The 19,855-nt window shown below is 71.4% G+C and carries 20 protein-coding genes and 1 pseudogene; all 21 read right to left on the bottom strand.

Annotated features, from left to right (window positions below; translation table 11 throughout):
• Nucleotides 1–13: 13 nt before the first annotated feature.
• On the bottom strand, nt 14–667 hold the full coding sequence (locus ASG76_RS19880) for a hemolysin family protein (RefSeq protein WP_414858333.1): 654 nt from the start codon (nt 665–667) through the stop codon (nt 14–16).
• A 132-nt stretch (nt 668–799) separates the two neighbouring features.
• A pseudogene (locus ASG76_RS19875) lies at nt 800–1,012 on the bottom strand (CNNM domain-containing protein); the annotation flags it as partial.
• Nucleotides 991–1,251, bottom strand: a complete 261-nt coding sequence (locus ASG76_RS19780) for a CNNM domain-containing protein (protein ID WP_268788372.1) — start codon at nt 1,249–1,251, stop codon at nt 991–993. The pseudogene ASG76_RS19875 and the gene ASG76_RS19780, both read right to left, overlap by 22 nt.
• A gap of 65 nt (nt 1,252–1,316) precedes the next feature.
• A complete protein-coding gene (locus ASG76_RS14830) occupies nt 1,317–2,198 on the bottom strand; it encodes an amidohydrolase family protein (protein WP_056604911.1) in 882 nt (293 codons plus the stop codon).
• Nucleotides 2,198–2,677, bottom strand: coding sequence for an SsrA-binding protein SmpB (gene smpB, locus ASG76_RS14825; protein ID WP_056604907.1), 480 nt, complete (start codon nt 2,675–2,677; stop codon nt 2,198–2,200). The genes ASG76_RS14830 and smpB overlap by 1 nt, the downstream gene beginning before the upstream one ends.
• A 143-nt stretch (nt 2,678–2,820) precedes the next feature.
• Entirely contained in the window at nt 2,821–4,062 is a 1,242-nt protein-coding gene (locus ASG76_RS14820; RefSeq protein WP_056604904.1) for a M23 family metallopeptidase, read from the bottom strand.
• A 122-nt stretch (nt 4,063–4,184) separates the two neighbouring features.
• A complete protein-coding gene (gene ftsX / locus ASG76_RS14815) occupies nt 4,185–5,096 on the bottom strand; it encodes a permease-like cell division protein FtsX (protein ID WP_056604901.1) in 912 nt (303 codons plus the stop codon).
• 49 nt (nt 5,097–5,145) lie between these two features.
• Nucleotides 5,146–5,835, bottom strand: coding sequence for a cell division ATP-binding protein FtsE (gene ftsE / locus ASG76_RS14810; protein WP_056604898.1), 690 nt, complete (start codon nt 5,833–5,835; stop codon nt 5,146–5,148).
• 45 nt (nt 5,836–5,880) lie between these two features.
• Nucleotides 5,881–6,996: a peptide chain release factor 2 gene (gene prfB / locus ASG76_RS14805; RefSeq protein WP_056604895.1), complete on the bottom strand. Its 1,116-nt coding sequence runs from the start codon at nt 6,994–6,996 to the stop codon at nt 5,881–5,883.
• A gap of 104 nt (nt 6,997–7,100) precedes the next feature.
• Nucleotides 7,101–7,889 (bottom strand): hypothetical protein, encoded by a 789-nt coding sequence (locus ASG76_RS14800; RefSeq protein WP_056604894.1) that lies wholly within the window; start codon nt 7,887–7,889, stop codon nt 7,101–7,103.
• Nucleotides 7,890–8,009: 120 nt separating this feature from the next.
• Nucleotides 8,010–8,825: a hypothetical protein gene (locus ASG76_RS14795; RefSeq protein WP_157559136.1), complete on the bottom strand. Its 816-nt coding sequence runs from the start codon at nt 8,823–8,825 to the stop codon at nt 8,010–8,012.
• A gap of 129 nt (nt 8,826–8,954) precedes the next feature.
• Nucleotides 8,955–10,679 carry a malto-oligosyltrehalose trehalohydrolase gene (gene treZ, locus ASG76_RS14790; protein WP_056604889.1) on the bottom strand — a complete coding sequence of 575 codons (1,725 nt, stop codon included), beginning with the start codon at nt 10,677–10,679 and terminating at the stop codon, nt 8,955–8,957.
• Nucleotides 10,679–12,973, bottom strand: coding sequence for a malto-oligosyltrehalose synthase (gene treY, locus ASG76_RS14785; protein WP_056604887.1), 2,295 nt, complete (start codon nt 12,971–12,973; stop codon nt 10,679–10,681). Before treY ends, treZ begins: the two co-directional genes overlap by 1 nt.
• Entirely contained in the window at nt 12,970–15,150 is a 2,181-nt protein-coding gene (gene glgX / locus ASG76_RS14780; RefSeq protein WP_056604885.1) for a glycogen debranching protein GlgX, read from the bottom strand. Before glgX ends, treY begins: the two co-directional genes overlap by 4 nt.
• A gap of 47 nt (nt 15,151–15,197) precedes the next feature.
• Complete coding sequence (locus ASG76_RS14775) at nt 15,198–15,650, bottom strand: Tad domain-containing protein (protein ID WP_056604882.1); 453 nt, start codon at nt 15,648–15,650, stop codon at nt 15,198–15,200.
• Complete coding sequence (locus tag ASG76_RS14770; RefSeq protein ID WP_056604881.1) at nt 15,647–16,111, bottom strand: hypothetical protein; 465 nt, start codon at nt 16,109–16,111, stop codon at nt 15,647–15,649. Before ASG76_RS14770 ends, ASG76_RS14775 begins: the two co-directional genes overlap by 4 nt.
• Nucleotides 16,108–16,509: a TadE/TadG family type IV pilus assembly protein gene (locus ASG76_RS14765; RefSeq protein ID WP_056604880.1), complete on the bottom strand. Its 402-nt coding sequence runs from the start codon at nt 16,507–16,509 to the stop codon at nt 16,108–16,110. The genes ASG76_RS14770 and ASG76_RS14765 overlap by 4 nt, the downstream gene beginning before the upstream one ends.
• Nucleotides 16,510–16,515: 6 nt before the next feature.
• Nucleotides 16,516–16,722: a hypothetical protein gene (locus tag ASG76_RS14760; RefSeq protein ID WP_056604879.1), complete on the bottom strand. Its 207-nt coding sequence runs from the start codon at nt 16,720–16,722 to the stop codon at nt 16,516–16,518.
• 45 nt (nt 16,723–16,767) lie between these two features.
• Complete coding sequence (locus ASG76_RS14755) at nt 16,768–17,709, bottom strand: type II secretion system F family protein (protein ID WP_056604876.1); 942 nt, start codon at nt 17,707–17,709, stop codon at nt 16,768–16,770.
• On the bottom strand, nt 17,706–18,560 hold the full coding sequence (locus tag ASG76_RS14750; RefSeq protein WP_056604874.1) for a type II secretion system F family protein: 855 nt from the start codon (nt 18,558–18,560) through the stop codon (nt 17,706–17,708). The genes ASG76_RS14755 and ASG76_RS14750 overlap by 4 nt, the downstream gene beginning before the upstream one ends.
• Nucleotides 18,560–19,855, bottom strand: coding sequence for a CpaF family protein (locus tag ASG76_RS14745; protein ID WP_082587574.1), 1,296 nt, complete (start codon nt 19,853–19,855; stop codon nt 18,560–18,562). Before ASG76_RS14745 ends, ASG76_RS14750 begins: the two co-directional genes overlap by 1 nt.

Raw genomic sequence — 19,855 nt, 5'->3', positions numbered from 1 at the left:
GGGCCAGTCTGCCTCAGTCGGCGTGCTGCGGGTCGACGTCGTCGGTGGCAGGAGCCGCGTGGAGGCGGACGCGGGTGATGCGGTGGCCCTCGACCTCGGACACCTCGAGCGAGCGGTCGCCGACCGCCACGACGTCGCCGACGTCGGCCATCCGCGCCAGCCGGTGGAGCACGAAGCCCGCGACCGTCTCGTAGGGGCCGTCCTCGAGCTCGAGGCCGGTGCGCTCGCCGAACTCCTTGATGGTCAGCCCGGCGTCGACGGTGGCGGGGTCGCCGGCCGCGGCGATCTCGGCGTCGCGGTCGTACTCGTCGTGGATCTCGCCGACCAGCTCCTCCATCAGGTCCTCGAGGGTGACGATGCCGTCGGTGCCGCCGTACTCGTCGACGACCAGCGCGATGTGGGCGCCCTGGCTGCGCAGCTGGTCGATCGATGGCAGCACGCGGTTGGTGCGGGGCAGGACCGGGAGGTCACGGACGATGTCGGCGACGGTGCGCGAGCGGTCGTCGGCGTGGCCGAGCACGTCGCGCAGGTGGAGGTAGCCCAGCACCTCGTCGAACGACTCCCCCGTGACCGGGTAGCGCGTGTAGGGCTCGGTGACGATCACGGCGACGGCGTCGGCCAGGGTCAGGTCGCCGGCGAGGAAGACGACGTCGCCGCGTGGCTTCATCACCTCGCTCAGCGAGCGGTCGCCGGCCTCGAAGACGTCGTCGACGAGCTTGCGCTCGCCCTCGGGGATGTCCTCGTGCCCGGAGATCATCATCCGCAGCTCCTCCTCGTCGACCTCGTCGCCGGTGGCGTCGGGGTTGCCCCCGAGCAGGCGCACGAGCAGGTCGGTGGAGAGCGACAGCAGCCAGATCACCGGGGTCATCACCGTGGCGAAATGACCGAGCGAGGGCGCGAAGAGCTTGGCGACGCCCACCGAGCGCTGGAGCGCGAGGCGCTTGGGCACGAGCTCGCCGAGCACCAGCGACAGGTAGGACACGACCAGTGTCACGACCACCAGGGAGACCGTGTCGGGCGCCGGCGTGCCGAGCGCCTCGAAGGCGGGAGCGAAGGACGGCGCGAGGGTCGAGGCGCCGAACGCGCGGAGAAGAAGCCCGCCACGGTGACGCCGATCTGCACCGCGGACAGGAACCGGTTGGGGTCACGAGCCAGCGACGCGACGGCGTGGCCGCGGCCCCCTTGGGACTCCAGCCGGTAGACCTGCGCGGCGCGCAGGGAGACGAGGGCGATCTCGGTGGCGGCGAACACCCCGCCCACCAGGATGAAGGCGACGACGAGCAGGACGTCGACCCACGTACCGGACTCCACGCCCCTCACCGTAGCGAGGGCACCCCCAGCAGGGCCGCCGTGCTGGACCAACAGACCGCGCGCAGCCAGTCGTCACCGAGGTCGAGCCGCGCGAGCGCGTCGAGCTGGACGTCGTAGGGGTAGGGGATGTTGGGGAAGTCGCTGCCCAGGTGCACCTTGCCGGCCAGGCCGAGGTCACGCAGCTGCGGCAGCAGCTCGGCCGGGTAGGCACCGCCCATCTCCTCGAAGAACGGCGTGAAGGCCATCGTCGTGTCGAGCGCCACCCGCTCGTGCGCCTCGGCGAGCGCGAGGAACTCGGCGTACTCCGGCGCCCCCGCGTGCGCGATCACCAGTCGCAGCCGGGGGTGGCGCGCCAGCAGCGCGGCCACCGGTGCGGGGCCGGTGTGCTCGGTGGCGACGGGTCCGCTGCCGGCGTGCAGCACGACCGGTGTGCCGGTCTCGGCCACCAGACCCCACGCCTCGTCGAGCAGCGGGTCGGTGACGTCGAACGCACCGACCTGCACGTGCACCTTCCAGACCTCCACCGATGAGGCCCGAGAGGCGACGTACGACGTCACGCCGGGCTCGGGGAAGAACGTGCCGCACACCGCCGCCTCGGGCACCCGCGCGGCGAAGCCGGCCGCCCAGTCGTTGAGGAACTCGGCCATGTCGGGCCTGTGCGCATAGGGCAGGGCGGTGAAGCGTCGCACGCCGAAGGACCGCAGGGTCTCGACGAGCACGTCGTCGTCGTCGCGGTAGTGCAGCGGCCACGGTCGGCCGATCAGCGGGCCCGCCGCGTCGAACTGCGCGCGCACCTTGGCCATCACCCGCGGCGGGAGGAAGTGGGTGTGGATGTCCATCAGGCCGGGCAGGCCGAGCTCCTCGGCGAACGACCTCGGGTCGACCATCAGTCGCGGTGACCCTTGAGCCGGCGCTGGACCGCCTCGACCTTCTCGCGGTTGGCGGTGCGCTCCGCGAGCGTGTGGCGCTTGTCGTAGGACTTCTTGCCCTTGGCGAGCGCGATCTCGACCTTGGCCCGGCCGTCCTTGAAGTAGATCGCCAGCGGCACGATCGTGTAGCCCTTGTCGGTGATCTTGCGCTCGATCTTGTCGATCTCGGAGCGGTTGAGCAGCAGCTTGCGGCGACGGCGCGCGGCGTGGTTGGTCCAGGTGCCCTGGCTGTACTCCGGGATGTGCACGCCGAGCAGCCACGCCTCGCCGTTGTCGATCTCGGCGAAGCCGTCGACGAGGGACGCGCGGCCCTGGCGCAACGACTTCACCTCGGTGCCCATGAGGACCAGCCCGGCCTCCCAGGTGTCCTCGATGTGGTAGTCGTGGCGGGCCTTCTTGTTCTGCGCGACCATCTTCTGGCCCTGCTCCTTCGCCATGGAGCCATTCTCTCAGGCGCTGTCCAATTCATAGCGGCAGGTTTCGAGACGCGAGCCCCCAGTCCCTCGCTGCGCTCGGGTCTGACGGTCGCTCCTCAACCTGATCGGCTCCTCACGCCCTCGCTGCGCTCGGCCGTGGCCGATCAGAACCAATTCATCGGGTCGACGGCCTGGCCGTTCGCCATCACCGTGAAGTGCAGGTGGCACCCGGTGGACCAGCCGGTGTCGCCCTCGTAGCCGATCACCTGGCCCTCGGAGACCTGGGCGCCCACGCCGACGGTGTAGCTGCTGGCGTGGTTGTAGATCGTGGCGATGCCCTTGCCGGCCAGCACACCGTGGTCGACGACCAGGCGGTGGCCGTAGACGTCGCTCCAGTACGACGCGACCACCCGGCCCGGCGCCGCGGCCTTGAGCGGCGTGCCGCAGCCGCCGCCGAAGTCGACGCCGTCGTGCAGGCCCCAGTAGTGGTAGATCGGGTGGATGCGGTAGCCGAACGGCGAGGTGACGTAGCCGTCGACGGGGTGGGCCAGCAGGCCCGACGACGGGCCGCCGAGCTGCGACCGGGAGTGCGCGCGCGCCTGCGCACGAGCGCGGCGCAGGGCGGCCAGGGCCCGCTTGCGCAGCATCTCCTCGATCTGGTTCTGCTCCTTCTCGAGCTTGCGGAGCTTGGCGAGGTCCGCGGCACGCGCGGCGCGGGCACCGGCCCGTGCGTCGCGGCGCTCGACGACCAGCGACACCACCGAGTCCTTCGCGGCCTGCTCCTCGGCCTCGAGCGACTGCATGAGGGCGAGGTGCTCGGCGGCGGCCTCGCGCTTGGCGGCCACGTCGTCGCGGGCGTCGGAGACCTGCTGCTCGCGCACCTCGAGGAGCACCTCGGCGGCCTTGAGCTCGTCGTACGCCCGGGCCTCCTGGCCCACGATCACGTCGCGCACGCCGTCACGGCGGGTGAGCTCCTCGGTCGACTCGGCGTCGATGAGCGAGGAGAATGCGATCAGCTCGGGGTCGCCCTCGGAGTACATGTCGGCGACCGTGGAGGCGACCTTCGCGCGCTGCGTCTCACGGTCGGCCTTGCCCTGCTCGAGCTCGGCCTCGGCGGTCGCGAGCTCGGCCTCCGCCTGCGCCAGCTCGGCCTGCATCTCGGCGTCGCGCTCGCGCGCCACCGCGACCTTGCCGCGTGCGGTGGCGAGCCGGGTCTTGGCGGTGCCGAGCTGCGCCTCGGCGGCGCTGAGGCGGGCGTCCGCGCGACGCAGCTTGCCGCTCGACTCGTCGAGGTCCCGGTGCGCGCCCTTGAGCTCGCGCTCGACCTTGTGCTTCTTGTCCTTGAGGTCGTCGGCATGCGCTGCGGGGACGCCCATGGCCATGACCGCGACGAGTGCTGCGGCCATGCGTCGTTGAGCGGTACGGGGGAAGGTACGCACCGGGGAAGCCTTTGCGTTGGGGAAGCGGGGAAGGGTGCCTCCCCCGACGGCTTCGACGAGGCAGACGGCTAGACGCTAACCCCCGGGGATCAGACTTTGAGGTATTTCCGCGTCAGCACGAGTGTCGGGAGCAACGTGAGCAGTGGTCCGAGGATCGCGACGGACGCCGCGGCGAGCCAGAACTCGTCCCAGCCGATCCACGGGACGAACTTCAGCCGGTTCTGCGAGAGCTCGTCGATGCCGAAGTACATGAAGCCCCACAGCGCGGCTCCGGCCAGCGCGACGCCGATCAGCGCGGTCACCAGGGCCTCGAGGAGGAAGGGCAGCGCGATGTAGAGCGTGGAGGCTCCCACCAGGCGCATGATCCCGATCTCCTTGCGGCGCGCGAAGGCCGCGAGCCGGATGGTGTTGGCCACCAGCAGCAGCGCCGCGAACACCAGGAACGCCGCCGTGCCGAGCGCGACCCACTGCAGCATGTTGATCGACTCGAGGATCGGCGCCACCTGCTCGCGCATGTCGCGCACCTTCGACACCCCGTCGAGGCCCTTCACGGCGCTCGTGATGCCTTGGTACTTCGCGGGGTCCTCGAGCGTGATCCAGATCGTCTGCGGCATGTCGGCGGCGGTGATGGCGGGGTTGTCGCCGGTGAACAGCTCGTCGCCGTAGAGCTCGCGGGCCTTCTCCAGCGCCTGCTCGCTGGACTCGAAGTGGAAGTCGGCGACCTCCGGGTTGTCCTCCACGACCGCCGAGATCTCGCTCTTCTGCGCGTCCGTGACCGCGTTGGGGCACACCGCACTGCTGTCGTTGGCACGACACAGGTAGACCGTGATCTGGAGCTGGTTGCCCCAGTGGTCGGCGGCCTTGGCCGCCTGCTGGTTGAAGAGCACGCCGATGCCCACGAGGGTCAGCGAGACGAAGAGGGTCAGCACCACCGCGAGGTGCATGGACAGGTTGCGCCGCAGGCCCTGGCCGAGCTCGGAGTAGACGTAGCGAAGCTGCATGGGGTGGAGGCTCTCGATTCGTTCGGGGGTCCGGATCGGGTGGGTCGGGTCAGCTCTGGTGGCCGTAGACGCCCTGCGCCTGGTCGCGCACGACGTGGCCGTTCTCCAGCTCGATGACGCGCTTGCGCATCTGGTCGACGATGCCGGAGTCGTGCGTGGCCATCACGACCGTCGTGCCGGTGCGGTTGATGCGGTCGAGCAGCTTCATGATCCCGACCGACGTGGTCGGGTCGAGGTTGCCGGTGGGCTCGTCGGCGATCAGGATCATCGGCCGGTTGACGAAGGCCCGCGCCACGGCGACACGCTGCTGCTCGCCGCCGGAGAGCTCGTCGGGCATCCGGTCGCCCTTGCCGCTGAGGCCGACCAGCTCGAGGGTCTCGGGGACGAGGTCCTTGATCTCCTTGCGCGACTTGCCGATGACCTGGAGTGCGAAGGCGACGTTCTCGGTGACCGTCTTGTTGGGGAGCAGGCGGAAGTCCTGGAAGACGGTGCCGATGTCGCGGCGCAGCCGCGGCACCTTCCAGCTCGCGAGGCGGTTGATCTCCTTGCCCGCGACGTAGACCCGGCCCGCAGTGGGGCGGTACTCGCGCAGCACGAGACGCAGGAAGGTCGACTTGCCCGAGCCCGAGGACCCGACGAGGAAGACGAACTCCCCCTTCTCGACGTCGACGGAGATGTTGTCGAGCGCCGGGTGCGGGTGGCCGGGATAGGCCTTGGTCACCTTCTCGAAGCGAATCACGGCGTCGAGGCTACGTCAGGGGTGGCCGCGAGCCCGAAACCCGCCTCATGCCTCGGCCTTCTCCGCTCCCCGGCGCCAGCGGATGCCGGCCTCCATGAAGTCGTCGAGGTCGCCGTCGAAGACCGAGCTCGGGTTGCCGGACTCGTGGCCGGTGCGCAGGTCCTTGACGATCTGGTAGGGGTTGAGGACGTAGTTGCGCATCTGGTCGCCCCAGCTCGCGGCCACGTCGCCCTTGAGGTCCTTCTTGAGCGCGGCCTCCTCGGCCTTCTTCTTCGCCAGCAGCTTGGCCTTGAGCACGACCATCGCCGAGGCCTTGTTCTGCAGCTGCGACTTCTCGTTCTGGCACGACACGACGATGCCGGTCGGGAGGTGGGTCAGGCGCACCGCGGAGTCGGTGGTGTTGACCGACTGGCCGCCCGGACCGCCCGAGCGGAAGACGTCCGTGCGGATGTCGTTCTCGTCGACCTCGATCTCGTCGGTCTGCTCCATCATCGGCACGACCTCGACGGCGGCGAAGGAGGTCTGGCGGCGCCCCTGGTTGTCGAAGGGGCTGATCCGCACCAGGCGGTGCGTGCCCGCCTCGACCGAGAGGGTGCCGTAGGCGTAGGGCGCGTGGATGGCGAACTCGGCGGACTTGATCCCCGCCTCCTCGGCGTAGGAGACGTCGTAGACCTCGACGCCGTACTTGTGCTGCTCGGCCCAGCGCGTGTACATCCGCATGAGCATCTCGGCGAAGTCGGCCGCGTCGACGCCACCGGCGCCGGAGCGTATCGTCACGATGGCCTCGCGCTCGTCGTACTCGCCCGAGAGCAGGGTGCGGATCTCGAGGGACTCCACGGACTTCTTGATCCGGGTCAGCTCGCGCTCGGAGTCGGCGAGCGAGTCGGCGTCGCCCTCGTCCTGGGCCATCTCGACCATGAGCTCGAGGTCCTCGATGCGCGACTCCAGACCGGTGAAGCGGTCGAGCTCGCCCTGCAGCGCGGAGAGGCGGCCGGTGATGCGGGTGGCGCTCTCGACGTCGTCCCAGAGGTCGGGCGCGGCGACCTGCTCGCTGAGGTCGGCGATCTCGCGACGCATGCCGTCGAGGTCGAGGACCTGACCGATGGTCTTCATGGTCGCCTGGAGCTGCTTGATCTCTACGTCGTAGTCGATGCCTGCCACGAGAGCCCACACTACGGCGCGGCGCTCAGGAGCGCTAAAGCAGAGGCGGGCACGCCCGGGGGCCTGTACCCCGGTCGTGCCCGCCGCTGCGGATCAGGCGCGCGTCAGCGCGTGCAGAGCACCTCGGGGGTGCCGATCGCGACGGTCGCGGCCGCCGGGGCCGCCGTGGTGGTGGCGTCGACCTTCAGGCGGAAGACGCCGGTCAGGTCGGAGGTCTCGTCCGACACGATGGTGCCCACGGCCAGGGCGTGGTCGACCAGGACCGCACCGTCGCCGGTGACCCTGACGGTGCCGATCGCGCCGGTGACCGACTCGTCGGTGAGGGCGTACGTCGCGCGCATCTCGGTGCACTTGCGGCCCAGCGTGTACTCGAGGGTCGACGGCACGCCGGAGGTGGCGGTGGCGAGGCTGCTGCCGAAGTACTCGGTGCCGATGTTCACACCGACCGGGGCGTTGAAGTTGGTGGCGACGGGCTGCCGGTTGGCCAGCTTCTCCCAGCGGTAGACCTCGACCTGGACCGCCTTGCTGAGGCCCTTGGCGATGCCCTTGGAGGCGGGCTTGAGGACGCGGTACTCGCGCGAGCCGGGCGTCGACGGCTTGTCGGTGAGCTTGTAGGTGCCGTTGGACTTCACCTTGGCGTCGCCGGTGGCGGTCCACTTCTTCTTGGTGCCCACGCGCTGCTGGAGGATCACCTTCTCGCCGGCGGCCTTGGGCGTGACGCGGCCCGTGACCTTGACGATGGTCTCCTTGGCGATGGCGGTGTCGGTGTTGACCTTCGCGGTGACCGTGTAGGCGTTGGCGATCCTCGCCGGCGCCGCGGTGGTGGGCTGGGCGAGGGCCAGGGGGCTGAGGGCGAGGGCCGCGGCTGCGGACCAGGTGGCGATGCGGTTCATTGGGTGTCCCCGTCGTGTGTGGCGGTGGCCCTTGGCGGGCCCCTTCACGAGGGAGACTAGGTGCGTCGGGGAAAAGTTGTCGGCGGGTCCGAGAAGACCCGCCGACAACTTCTCACTGGCTCACGGCAGCACGAGCACCTGCGGTTCGCCCACGGCGGAGCGGCCGGCGGGCGTGGCCGAGCCGACGAGGTCGAACCTGATGCGGAAGGCGTTCGTCACGTCGAGGACGTAGTCCTTGACGATGGTCCCCGTGACCAGCGGATGGGTCACCACGGCAGTCCCGTCCACCGAGACCTTGACCGAGCCGGACGCCCCGGTCGTGGAGTCGTCGGTCAGCGCGTAGGTCCCGCGCAGGCTGCGGACCTTCTTGCCCAGGGTGTACTCGACGTAGCCGGGCGTGCCCGCCGTCTCCTGCACGAGGCTGCTGGAGTAGCCCTCGGCGCCGAACTGGGTGTAGGAGTCGAGGAGCACCCCGGAGTGGGCGCCTGCACTGAGCCAGCTGGTCAGGTCGTACCAAGCCCACACGTCGAGCTGGAGCTCACGGCTGGTGGCGGCCTTGACGCCGTCGGCCGCAGGCTTCAGGACGCGATAGAACCGGACGCCGGCATGGTTGGCGCTGGGCCCGTCCTTGAGCACGAACCTGCCGGACGGCTTGATCGTCGCGGTGCCCGACTTCTTCCAGCGCGTCGTCCCGTCCAGCCGCTGCTGCAGGAAGACCTTCTGACCGGCAGCCTTCGGTCGGACCCGGCCGGTGATGCGGACCATGTCCTCGCCCGCGACCACCTCGGTCTTGTCGATGGCGGCGATGACCTTGAAGGCGGCGGCCGACTTGTGGACCTCCGGTGCCGGTGCCGATGCAGCGGTGACGACCGGTGCCATCGACACCAGTCCCAGGGACGCGACCGCGGCGACCGCGGCGCGAACTATGCCTCTCATGACGTGCTCCTCATCTCGGCGGGGCTCCACCTCGTCGTGGGGCTCCACCTCCACCCTTGCCGTCCGGGGCGGCCACGTCAGGAGTCCTTTGACCCGCGTGCGCAGGACTGGCGTCACCTCCCGGGAGAGTCAGCGCAGCAGGGCACCGGTGTGCGGCGGGAGGGACAGCGTCGTGCCCTCGAGCCCGACCCCGGTGGGGGTCTCGAACAGCACCTCGCGCTGCCCCACCTCGGTGGTCGCAGCGGTGTCTCCGGCGTTGACCACCACGAGCAGGTCGCCGCGTCGCATGGTGAGGACGCGTCCGTCCACGTCGCACGAGACGGACCCGAAGGCCGGGTCGGTGAGCTGTGGCAGCTCGCGACGCAGCCGCGCGAGCCGGCGGTAGCAGTCGAGCACGACCGCGTGCCGGCCCCTAGTGAGCTCGTCCCAGTCGAGCCGGGAGCGGTGGAACGTCGCGGGGTCCTGGGGGTCGGGCACCTCGGCGGGGTCCCAGCCCATCTTCTCGAACTCCGCGATCCGGCCGTCGGCCGTGGCCTTGCCCAGCTCGGGCTCGGGGTGGGAGGTGAAGAACTGGAACGGCGACGAGGCCGCCCACTCCTCGCCCATGAAGAGCATCGGGGTGAAGGGCCCGGCCAGCGTCAGCAGCGCGGCGCAGGCGAGCTGGTCGTCGTCGAGGTGCTCGGTGAGCCGGTCGCCGCGGGCGCGGTTGCCGACCTGGTCGTGGTTCTGGTTGGCGACCACCAGCCGCCAGGTGGGCATGTGCGCGGTGTCGACCGGACGCCCGTGGTCACGGCCACGGAAGGAGGAGAACGTGCCGTCGTGGAAGAAGCCCCGCTCGCACACCTTGGCCAGCGCCTCGAGGGGCTCGAAGTCGGCGTAGTAGCCGGCCGTCTCGCCGCTGAGCGCGACGTGCACGGCGTGGTGGAAGTCGTCGCTCCACTGGGCGTCGAGACCCATGCCCCCGGCCTCGCGTGGGGTGACCAGGCGGGTGTCGTTGAGGTCGGACTCGGCGATCAGCGTCAGCGGGCGGCGTACGTGCGCGGAGAAGGCCGCGGTCTCGACGGCCATCTCCTCCAGCAGGTGCACCTCGGAGGTGTCGCTGAGCGCGTGGACCGCGTCGAGGCGCAGCGCGTCGACGTGGAACTCGTCGAACCACATCCGCACGTTGTCGAGGATGTAGCGGCGCACCTCGGCGGAGTCGTCGCCGTCGAGGTTGACCAGGTCGCCCCACGTGTTGCGCCCGGCCTTGAGGTAGGGCCCGAAGAGCGGGAGGTAGTTGCCCGAGGGGCCGAGGTGGTTGTGCACGACGTCCTGCACGACGCCGAGGCCCTTGGCGTGGCACGCGTCGACGAACCTCTTGTAGGCGTCGGGGCCGCCGTACTGCTCGTGCACGGCGAACCACGCGACCCCGTCGTAGCCCCAGTTGTGGGTGCCGTTGAAGGAGTTGACCGGCATCACCTCGACGAGGTCGACGCCGATGTCGAGGAGGTGGTCGAGCCGCTCGATCGCGGAGTCCAGCGTGCCGTCGGGGGTGAACGTGCCGACGTGCAGCTCGTAGATCACCGACCCGGCCAGCTGGCGGCCGGTCCAGGCGGCGTCCCGCCACTCGTACGCCGTCGTGTCGCGGCGCGAGAGCCCGTGCACGCCCTCGGGCTGGCGGCGCGAGCGCGGGTCGGGGCGCGGGTCGGGGTCGTCGTCGACGAGGTAGCCGTAGTCGACGGGCCCGTCGTCGGCGACCGGCGCGGCGGGGCTCCACCAGCCGTCGTCGCCGCGGGTCATCTCGACGGTCTCGCCACCCGCCAGCAGCCGCACCCGCTCGGGTCGCGGCGCCCAGACGTCGTACGGGCCGCGCATCAGCCCTTCCTCACCAGCAGGGCGACCGGGTGCACCGCGAGCAGGTCGGCGAGCCGGCCGTCGGTGTCGAGACCGGTGAGCACGTCGTGCCAGCGGCCCTCGGGCAGCTCCAGCGCGGTGTCGTCCCAGCCGCCGGCGGCGGCGAGCCCGACCGGCAGGCGGGTCGCGACGGTGATGGCGCCTCCGCGGTCGAAGGCCACGACGTGCCCGGCTGCGCTGCCGGTGGCCGTGACCGGCGTGTAGGAGGTGAAGAGCTCCGGATGCTCGCGACGCAGCGTCAGCGCCGTGCAGGTGACGTGGAGCTTGGTCGCGGCGTCGTCCTCCTCGGTGCCGGCGAGCACCGCGGCGCGGTGGTCGAAGTCGACCGGGCGGCGGTTGTCGGGGTCGACGAGGGAGGTCTCCCAGAGCTCGCTGCCCTGGTAGACGTCGGGCACGCCGGGGATCGTGATCGCGAGCAGCTTGGCCGCGAGCGAGTTGGCCTGCGCCGGCGCGTCGATGCGGGCGGCGAGGTCGACGAGCACGGCCCGCACGTCCTCGGACTCGAAGACCGCGTCGACGGCCGCGTGCACGGCCGACTCGTACGCCTCGTCGGGCTCGGTCCACGTGGTGCGGTCGCCGGCCTCGCGCATCGCCTTCTCGGCGTAGCCGTGGAGCCGCTCGCGCAGGTCGGGGAGGTGGTCGGGCGTCCAGGCGCCGAGCACGGCCTGCCACAGCAGCGAGCCGAAGCCGGGGTCGGGCACCGGTGCGAGTCGCAGCAGCTCGTCGAGCGCGCGCTCCCAGTGGCCCGGCTCCTCGGCGAGCACGGTGATGCGGGCGCGGACGTCCTCGCCGCGTTTGGTGTCGTGGGTCGACAGCGTGACCATCGCGTCGGGCCAGTCGCGCTGGCGCTCGGTCATCGCCGCGTGGAAGTCGTCGACGCCGATCGCGAAGATCGACGGGTCGCCGCCCACCTCGTTGAGCGAGGTCAGGCGCGACCAGCGGTAGAACGAGCAGTCCTCGACACCCTTGGCCATGACCATGCCGGAGGTCTGCTGGAAGCGGCGGGCCGGCTGGCTCCACTCGTCGTGGAGCACCGGCTCCAGCACGTCGTACGTCGTCGCGAGGTCGGGGCGCTCGGCCCGCGCCGCGGCGAAGGCCTGCTCGAGGTGCTCGCGGCCCTCGGGGAGGTAGGAGCGGTAGACCGGGAAGCAGGCGAGCAGCTCGGCGATCGCGTCGGCGACGGCGTCCTCGTCGGCGCTCTCCTCGCGGACGCTGAGCACGCGCTCGACCTCGCGGGTGATCCGCAGGACCTCCGAGTGCAGGATGCCGTCGGCGACCGCGCGCTTGTTGTCGTGCACGGTGCGGTGCCAGTCGACCGAGGCGCCGCGCAGGCGGTCCTCGAGCGCGGTCAGCGGTGCCTCGCCGGCCGGGTCGGTGAGCACCCGGTCGATGTGGGCGAGCGCGTCGTAGCCGGTGGTGCCGGCGGTGGCCCAGTCGGTGGGCAGCGCCTCGCCAGGCTCCAGGATCTTCTCCACTAGCACGTAGGCGCCGCCGGTGAGGGCGGCGAGGTCGTCGAGGTAGCGCTTGGGGTCGCGCAGGCCGTCGGGGTGGTCGACGCGCAGGCCGTCGACGAGTCCCTCGTCGAACCAGCGCTTGATCTCCACGTGCGTCTCGGCGAAGACCTCGGGGTCCTCGACGCGCACCGCGGCGAGGGTGTTGACCGCGAAGAACCGGCGGTAGTTGAGGTCCTCGTCGGCGGCACGCCAGTTGACCAGCTCGTAGTGCTGCTCCTCGAGCGTGCTCGTGCCGGGAGCCAGCGGGAAGCGCTGGTCGTGGTAGCGAACTTCGCCCTTGGCGGCGACGACCCGGATCGCGTCCTCGTCGTCGTCGCCGATGACCGGGATGACGATGCGGCCGTCACCGGCCGCCCAGTCGACGTCGAAGGCGTTGGCGTGCTCGGACTCGCGCCCGAGCTTGAGCACGTCCCACCACCACGGGTCCTCCGAGGGCGTGGCCACACCGACGTGGTTGGGCACGATGTCGACGAGCACGCCCAGGCCCAGCCGGCGGGCCTCGGCGGACAGCGCCGCGAGGCCCTCCGCGCCGCCGCGCTCGGGATCGACGTGGTCGAAGGCGACCACGTCGTAGCCGTGCGTGCTGCCGGGCTCGGAGGCCAGCAGCGGCGAGAGGTAGACCCAGTCCACACCGAGGTCGCGCAGGTAGGGCAGCACCCGCGCGGCGTCGTGGAGCGTGAAGTCGGGGCTGACCTGGAGCCGGTAGGTGCTGTGGGGCGTACGCCGCTGGGCTGCGGTCACGAGGCGTCCGTCGCCGAGCGGGCGGCCAGCGATGCGGCGACCGAGTGGTCGGGGCTCGCCTCGGGCTCGGAGTGCTCCCGCAGCACGACGAGGCTGTGGGTGGTCAGGTCGAAGGACCCGCCCGCCTCCAGCGTCGCCTCCGCGTCGGCGTCTCCCCCGGTGTCGATCACCACGTCCCACGCCTCGGCGTACTCGCCGGGCGGCAGGGTGACCTGCGCGGGGCCGTCGGCGTTGAAGTAGAGCAGGAAGTGGTCGTCGGTGATCGCGGCGCCGCGGGCGTCCTTGCCGGCGATGCCGTGGCCGTTGAGGTACATCCCGATCGCCTTCGCGCCCTCCCAGTCGCCGTCCTCCATCGGCTGGCCGTCGAGGGCGAGCCAGACGATGTCGTTGAGCCGCTCGCCGTCGCCGGTGCGGACCTCGCGGCCGTCGAAGAAGCGCTTGCGGCGGAAGGTGGGGTGGTCGGCGCGCAGCCTGGCCACTGCGGCGGTGAACTCGACGAGCGGCTTGTCGGCGTCGTCCCAATGCACCCAGCTGATCTCGCTGTCCTGGGCGTAGGTATTGTTGTTGCCGTCCTGGGTGCGGCTCAGCTCGTCGCCGTGCAGCAGCATCGGCACGCCCTGGCTCAGCAGGAGCGTGGCGATGAAGTTGCGCTGCTCGCGGGCGCGCGCCTCGAGCACCTCCGGGTCCTCGGTCGCGCCCTCGACGCCGTGGTTCCAGGAGCGGTTGTGGCTCTCGCCGTCGTTGTTGTCCTCGCCGTTGGCCTCGTTGTGCTTCTCGTTGTAGGACACGAGGTCGCGCAGGGTGAAGCCGTCGTGGGCGGTGACGAAGTTGATGCTCGCGAAGGGCCGGCGACCGGAGTGCTCGTAGAGGTCGGACGACCCGGCAAGGCGCGAGGCGAACTCGCCCAGCGAGGGCTCGCCGCGCCAGAAGTCGCGCACGGTGTCGCGGTAGGCGCCGTTCCACTCGGTCCACTGGGGCGGGAAGCCGCCGACCTGGTAGCCGCCGGGGCCGATGTCCCACGGCTCGGCGATCAGCTTGACCTGGCTGACCACCGGGTCCTGCTGCACCATCTCGAAGAAGGTGGAGAGCTTGTCGACGTCGTAGAACTCGCGGGCCAGCGTTGCCGCGAGGTCGAAGCGGAAGCCGTCGACGTGCATCTCGGTCACCCAGTAGCGCAGCGAGTCCATGATCAGCTGCACCGAGTGCGGGTGGCGCACGTTGAGGGTGTTGCCGGTGCCGGTGTAGTCCATGTAGTAGCGCTGGTCGTCCTCGACGAGGCGGTAGTAGGCCGCGTTGTCGATGCCCTTGAAGCTCAGCGTGGGGCCGAGGTGGTTGCCCTCGGCGGTGTGGTTGTAGACGACGTCGAGGATGACCTCGATGCCGGCGGCGTGCATGGCCTTGACCATCGCCTTGAACTCCTGCACCTGCTGGCCCAGGCCGCTCGCGGCGTAGTCGGCGTGGGGTGCGAAGAAGCCGAGGGTGTTGTAGCCCCAGTAGTTGCGCAGGCCCTGGTCGAGCAGGGTGGAGTCCTGGACGAACTGGTGCACCGGCATCAGCTCGATCGCGGTGACGCCGAGCTTCTGCAGGTGCGCGGTGATCGAGGGGTGCGCCAGACCGGCGTAGGTCCCGCGCTGCTCCTCCGGCACGTCGGGGTGCAGCTGGGTGAGGCCCTTGACGTGCGCCTCGTAGATGAACGACTCGTTGTAGGGGATCGAGAGGCGGCGGTCGCCCTCCCAGTCGAAGAACGGGTTGATGACCACGCCGTGGGTCATGTGCGCGGCGGAGTCGTCCTCGTTCTTGCTGTCCTCGTCGCCGAAGTCGTAGGAGAACAGCGACTGGTCCCAGTCGATCTCGCCGGCGGTGGCCTTGGCGTAGGGGTCCAGCAGCAGCTTGCTGGGGTTGCAGCGCAGGCCCTGGGTCGGGTCCCACGGACCGTGGACGCGGTAGCCGTAGCGCTGGCCCGGCTGCACGGTCGGGATGTAGCAGTGCCAGACGTAGGCGTCGACCTCGGTGACCTCGAGCCGGGTCTCGATGAACGAACCGGCGTTGTCCGGGTCGGGGTCGAACAGGCACAGCTCGACGCGCTCGGCGACCTCGCTGAAGAGCGCGAAGTTGGTGCCGGTGCCGTCGAAGGTGGCACCCAAGGGGTAGGCGGTGCCGGGCCAGGTCTCGGTCATGGGTCGACGCTACCGGCGACCGGCCGGTAGGCCCCTCACGGACCATCTCATGGGGTGGGGGCGGTGACGACCGTCACCGCCGCGGTGCTGCTGGCCGCGACCTTCGGGGCGCTCGGCGAGCCGGGGATCGACAGCGGCAGGTCGAGCGGCGCCTCGAGCCGCACGGTCACCGAGCGTCCGGCCGGGTCCACGCGCACGGCGATGCCGATGCCCGGGTAGGTATGTGCGGCACCGGCCCGGTCGAGGTAGTCGCGCACTGCTGCCTGCACCGCCGCCGCCTGCTGCGAGAGCCGGGCCTCACCGAGGCCCTCCTCGTAGACGCCGGCCGAGCCGAGGTCGGCGCCGTAGAGCGCGGCGCCGTCGGCGAGGTTGTCGAGCCCCTGGCGCTGGAGGTACGCCGCCGACGCGTCGATCACGACCACGATGGCCATCAGCAGCATCGAGGCGAACCCGATGATCAGCAGCGTGACCTGGCCCTGGTCGTCGCGGGTCGGCGTCATGGCGCACGGTCCTCGTCGTCGACCGGCGCGCTCTCGACGTACTGCCCGATGGGGACGGTGTGCGAGGCGTCGACCGAGAAGCTCGCGGCGCCGTCGCCCAGGATCGTCGGGAAGAGCGGCAGCTCCACGCCGGAGTCCACCCGCACCGTGATCACCGCAGTGCCGACGTGACAGCTGCTCGCGGGCGACTCGCAGGTGATCTCGACGCGGGCCTCCTGTCCGGGGGTCCCCTGGTCGGCGAGCACCTGCGCCACCGCTGCCCGAGCCCGCTCCTCGCCGGTGCGGTCATCGGGCGCGAGGGCGTAGGCCCGTCCGGCCGCACGCGCTGCGGCGCTCGTCGCGAAGGCGCCCTGCTGCACCTCGAAGACCGAGATGACGATCCACACGAGCGGGACGAGCAGGATGATCGCGAGCCAGCTGAGCTCGACGAGTGCGAAGCCGGTGTCGTCGCGGCGCCTCACGGCTGGACCGCTGCCTGCTCGGCGACCGCGTGCCCCTCGACCCGGACGTGGATCCCGGGACCGCCGAGGCCGAGGACCGCGACGTCGGCCTCGACGACCGCCTCGAAGCCCGGGGCGCCGCCGACGGTGGCGGGTCGGACGACCACCGAGCGCGCGAAGTCCGTCGACAGCGCGCCGTCGACCAGCTCCTGCACCTTCGCGGCGCCCGCTCCGGCGGACGAGCCGGCCACCGCGGCGTGCCGCGCCCCCTCTGCCGCGGCCGAGGCGAGGGTGTTGCGCACGTGCAGCACGAGCGCGAGCTGGAGGATGCCCAGCACGAGCGGGAGCAGGACCAGCAGGACGAGCACGAAGTCCACGACCGCCGATCCGCGCTCGCCGGCGGGCGAGCGACGATCCACCTGGACCTAGCCGCCGACCATCGCGAACGCCCGCCGCAGCATGCCCATCAGCTCGTCACTGACGACGGGGGTGAGCGCCGCGACGACGATGGCGGTCATCAGCGTGACCATCACCCAGCCCGGCACGTCGCCCCGGTCGTCGCGGGGACGGGCGCGAAGCGGGTCGGCCAGGGCCGCGAGGTGGAACAGCAGTCCCGAGATCGACTGGTGCATGAGGTGTGTCCTTCCGGTGGGCGAGGTCGAGCAGTCGGTCAGTGGTCAGGGCGTGGTGAGCCGGAGGCCCAGGACGCCGGGGTAGAAGGCGAAGAGGATGGTGACCGGGAGGACGAGGAAGACGACCGGCGCCATCATCGCGATCTCCTTGCGCGCGGCGGTCTCGATCAGCAGCCGGCGCCCGGCCTCCCGCACGTCCGCGGCCTGCGCGTGCAGCACGTCGGCGAGCGGCGTGCCGCGCTCCATCGCCACGGTGATGCCGGTGGCGAACCGGGCGACGATCGGCAGGCCGGTGGCCCCCGCGAGGGACTCGAAGGCCACGCCGACCGGCTCGCCCGTGCGGATCCGGGACAGCACGTCGGCGAGGTCCTCCGACAGGGCGCCGTGGCTGCGGCGTACGACGCGGTCGAGCGCGGCCACCGGACTCTCCCCCGCGGCCACCGACAGGGCGAGGAGCTCGGCCACCGTGGGGAACTCGGTCAGGACCTGTCGCTCGCGGCTCTTCACCTGGGTGCTCAGCCTGTTGTCCCGCAGGAAGACGCCGCACACGAACCCGAGCCCGCAGAACACCACCGTCGAGCCGAGGCCGCCGACCCCGCCGAGTGCGCGCAGCAGGGCGACCGCCGCCGCGGCGGCGAACCCGACGAGGCCCCACACGACCTGCTCGGTGCGGAACTCCTGCACGGTGCGGTCGAGCCCCGCCCGCCGGAGCCGGCGGCGCACCGACGCGCTCCCGCCGAGCACCCTCTCGACGACGTCGGCCGCCGCCTGGAGGGCGGGCCCGAAGATCCCGGCTGCCGCGGAGCTCGGCGACGACGCGAGCGGGAGCAGGGTCGCGGGATGGTCGCGCCGGGGCACGTCGCGGAGGTAGGGCAGGACCCGCACGCCCAGCTGGGGACGTCGGAGGACGCTCACGCGCAGGCCGACCAGCAGCAGCCCGAGCCCGGCGAGGGCACCGAGCGCGCCACCCCACACCGCCGTGCTCACGACAGGATCCGCTTCTCGACCGACAGCCGCCCGATCCGCATCATCGCGGTGTAGGCGAGCACGCAGACGCCCAGGCCGATGCCGAGCACCAGGACGCCGCCCGGGGTGGCGTAGCGCCGGATGGCGGTGGTCTGGAAGGACATGAGCAGCAGCACGATCCAGGGCGCGGCGACGGCGAGGCGGGCGCCGTTGACCGTCCACGCCTGTCGCGACTCGAGCTCGGAGCGGGTGCGGGCGTCGTCGCGCAGGAAGCCCGAGAGGTTGCGCAGCAATCGCCCGAGGTCACCCCCGCCGACCTCGCGGGCCAGGCGCAGTCCCTCCACGACGCGATCCCCGACCGGGTCGGCCAGCCGGTCCTTGAGCCGGTCGAGGCACTCGCCGAAGCGCCCGGTGACCTGGTAGTCGAGGGCGAAGCGGGCGAAGTCGGCGCGCAGCGCCTCCGGCCCGGTGGTGCCGAGCGCGGCGACGGCGTCGGGCAGAGACAGCCCGGCTCGCACGGCGCTGGCGAGGTTGTCGACGGCCTCGGGCCACACCTCGGCGAAGTCGCGCAGGCGCCGGGCCGCGCGCTGGCGCAGCACGGCGACGGGCACGTAGGCCGCCATGGTGGCGAAGACGACGGCCACCGGGACGGTGCGCGACACCGCCTGCACGAGGACGAACGCCACGGCGAAGAGCACCGCGCACACCACCAGCACGCTCGCCGGCGTGACATCGGAGAGCCCGGCGCGGCCGAGGAGGCGCCCGAGCGCGGTCGAGGTGGGCGTGGGCGTGCGCGGCTGGCGGGGCAGGGCGAACGCCGACCAGACGAGCAGCAGGCCGACGCCCACGCCGAGCCCGACCAAGGCGCCCATCAGCGTGCACCCGTGGGGACGGACGCCAGCAGCTGGTGGATGTCGATGCCCACGCGCTCGTAGCGTTCCGGGTGCGCCGGGACACCGCTGGTACGGCGCAGCTCGCCCCCGACGCGCACGAAGATCGGCTCGACCTCGATGACGTCGGCCTCCACCCGTCCAGGCACCGACACGATCTCGTTGACTCGTCGTACGCCGTCGGCGCCGAGGCCGAGGTGGACCACGAGGTCGACCGAGCTCGCGACGGTCGGCACGACGAAGCGCGCGGAGATGTTGTCACCGGCCAGCAGAGGCAGCGTGCACATCTTCACCAGGGCCTCACGGGCGCTGTTGGCGTGAAGGGTGCACATGCCGGGAAGGCCGGAGTTGAGCGCGAGCAGGAGGTCGAGGCACTCGGCGGCGCGCACCTCGCCGACGAGGATCCGGCTCGGGCGCATGCGCAGCGCCTCCTTGACCAGGTCGCGCAGGACGATGGCCCCGGTCTGCTCGAGCCCGGCCTGGCGGGTCTGCATCGCGACCCAATCGGGGTGGCTGAACCGCAGCTCGAAGACCTCCTCGGCACTCACCACACGCTCGCCACCCGGCACCGCGGCTGCCAAGCAGTTGAGCATGGTGGTCTTGCCGGCCTGCGTGCCGCCGGCGACGAGGATGTTCATGCCCGCGCGCACCGAGGCCTCGAGGAATGCTGCCGCCTGCGGGGTCAGGCTCCCCAACGCGACCAGGTCGGTGAGGCGATGCGCGCGGAGCAGGAACTTGCGGATGTTGACGGCTGTGAAGCCGCGGGTGATCCCCTCCAGCACCACGTGGAGCCGGTGCCCCTCGGGCAGCATGGCGTCGACGAACGGGGTGCTGATGTCGAGGCGGCGTCCGCTCGACTTGAGCATCCGCTCGACCAGCTCGGCCACCTGGGCGGCGTCGAGGCGCAGGTTGGTCAGCTCGTGCCGGCCGCGCCGGGCGATGAAGACCCGCTCCGGGGAGTTGATCCAGACCTCTTCCACCTCGGGGTCGTCGAGGAAGGGCTGCAGCGGCCCGAAGCCGGAGACCCGGGCCACCAGCTCGCCGACCACCGCGCCGTCGTCGGCGATGGGCGCGACCGCACCGGTGAGGCTGAGCTCGTCGTGGTCGCGCACGACGTCCTCGGCGATGCGCCGCACCACCGCGGCCTCGCGCTGCGGGTCGACGCCGGCGCGACGCACCCGCTCGCGCACCTGGCCGTCGAGGCGCTCCAGGAGGTCGTCGCGAGCGGGCGTACGCACCTGCTGCGGTCGATCGACCGCCAGACGGTCCACTGCCAT

The organism is Nocardioides sp. Soil774 (assembly GCF_001428125.1).
Classification (GTDB): Bacteria; Actinomycetota; Actinomycetes; order Propionibacteriales; family Nocardioidaceae; genus Nocardioides.
Note: the sequence above shows the minus strand (reverse complement) of the source record. Positions and strands in the feature narration are given on the sequence as shown.

Coding starts and splice junctions, on each gene's coding strand:
- ASG76_RS19880 (WP_414858333.1), bottom strand. CDS start 667: ATGAAGCCACGCGGCGACGTCGTCTTCCTCGCCGGCGACCTGACCCTG.
- ASG76_RS14830 (WP_056604911.1), bottom strand. CDS start 2,198: ATGGTCGACCCGAGGTCGTTCGCCGAGGAGCTCGGCCTGCCCGGCCTG.
- smpB (WP_056604907.1), bottom strand. CDS start 2,677: ATGGCGAAGGAGCAGGGCCAGAAGATGGTCGCGCAGAACAAGAAGGCC.
- ASG76_RS14820 (WP_056604904.1), bottom strand. CDS start 4,062: ATGGCCGCAGCACTCGTCGCGGTCATGGCCATGGGCGTCCCCGCAGCG.
- ftsX (WP_056604901.1), bottom strand. CDS start 5,096: ATGCAGCTTCGCTACGTCTACTCCGAGCTCGGCCAGGGCCTGCGGCGC.
- ASG76_RS14800 (WP_056604894.1), bottom strand. CDS start 7,889: ATGAACCGCATCGCCACCTGGTCCGCAGCCGCGGCCCTCGCCCTCAGC.
- ASG76_RS14795 (WP_157559136.1), bottom strand. CDS start 8,825: ATGAGAGGCATAGTTCGCGCCGCGGTCGCCGCGGTCGCGTCCCTGGGA.
- treZ (WP_056604889.1), bottom strand. CDS start 10,679: ATGCGCGGCCCGTACGACGTCTGGGCGCCGCGACCCGAGCGGGTGCGG.
- glgX (WP_056604885.1), bottom strand. CDS start 15,150: ATGACCGAGACCTGGCCCGGCACCGCCTACCCCTTGGGTGCCACCTTC.
- ASG76_RS14775 (WP_056604882.1), bottom strand. CDS start 15,650: ATGACGCCGACCCGCGACGACCAGGGCCAGGTCACGCTGCTGATCATC.
- ASG76_RS14760 (WP_056604879.1), bottom strand. CDS start 16,722: ATGCACCAGTCGATCTCGGGACTGCTGTTCCACCTCGCGGCCCTGGCC.
- ASG76_RS14750 (WP_056604874.1), bottom strand. CDS start 18,560: ATGGGCGCCTTGGTCGGGCTCGGCGTGGGCGTCGGCCTGCTGCTCGTC.
- ASG76_RS14745 (WP_082587574.1), bottom strand. CDS start 19,855: ATGGCAGTGGACCGTCTGGCGGTCGATCGACCGCAGCAGGTGCGTACG.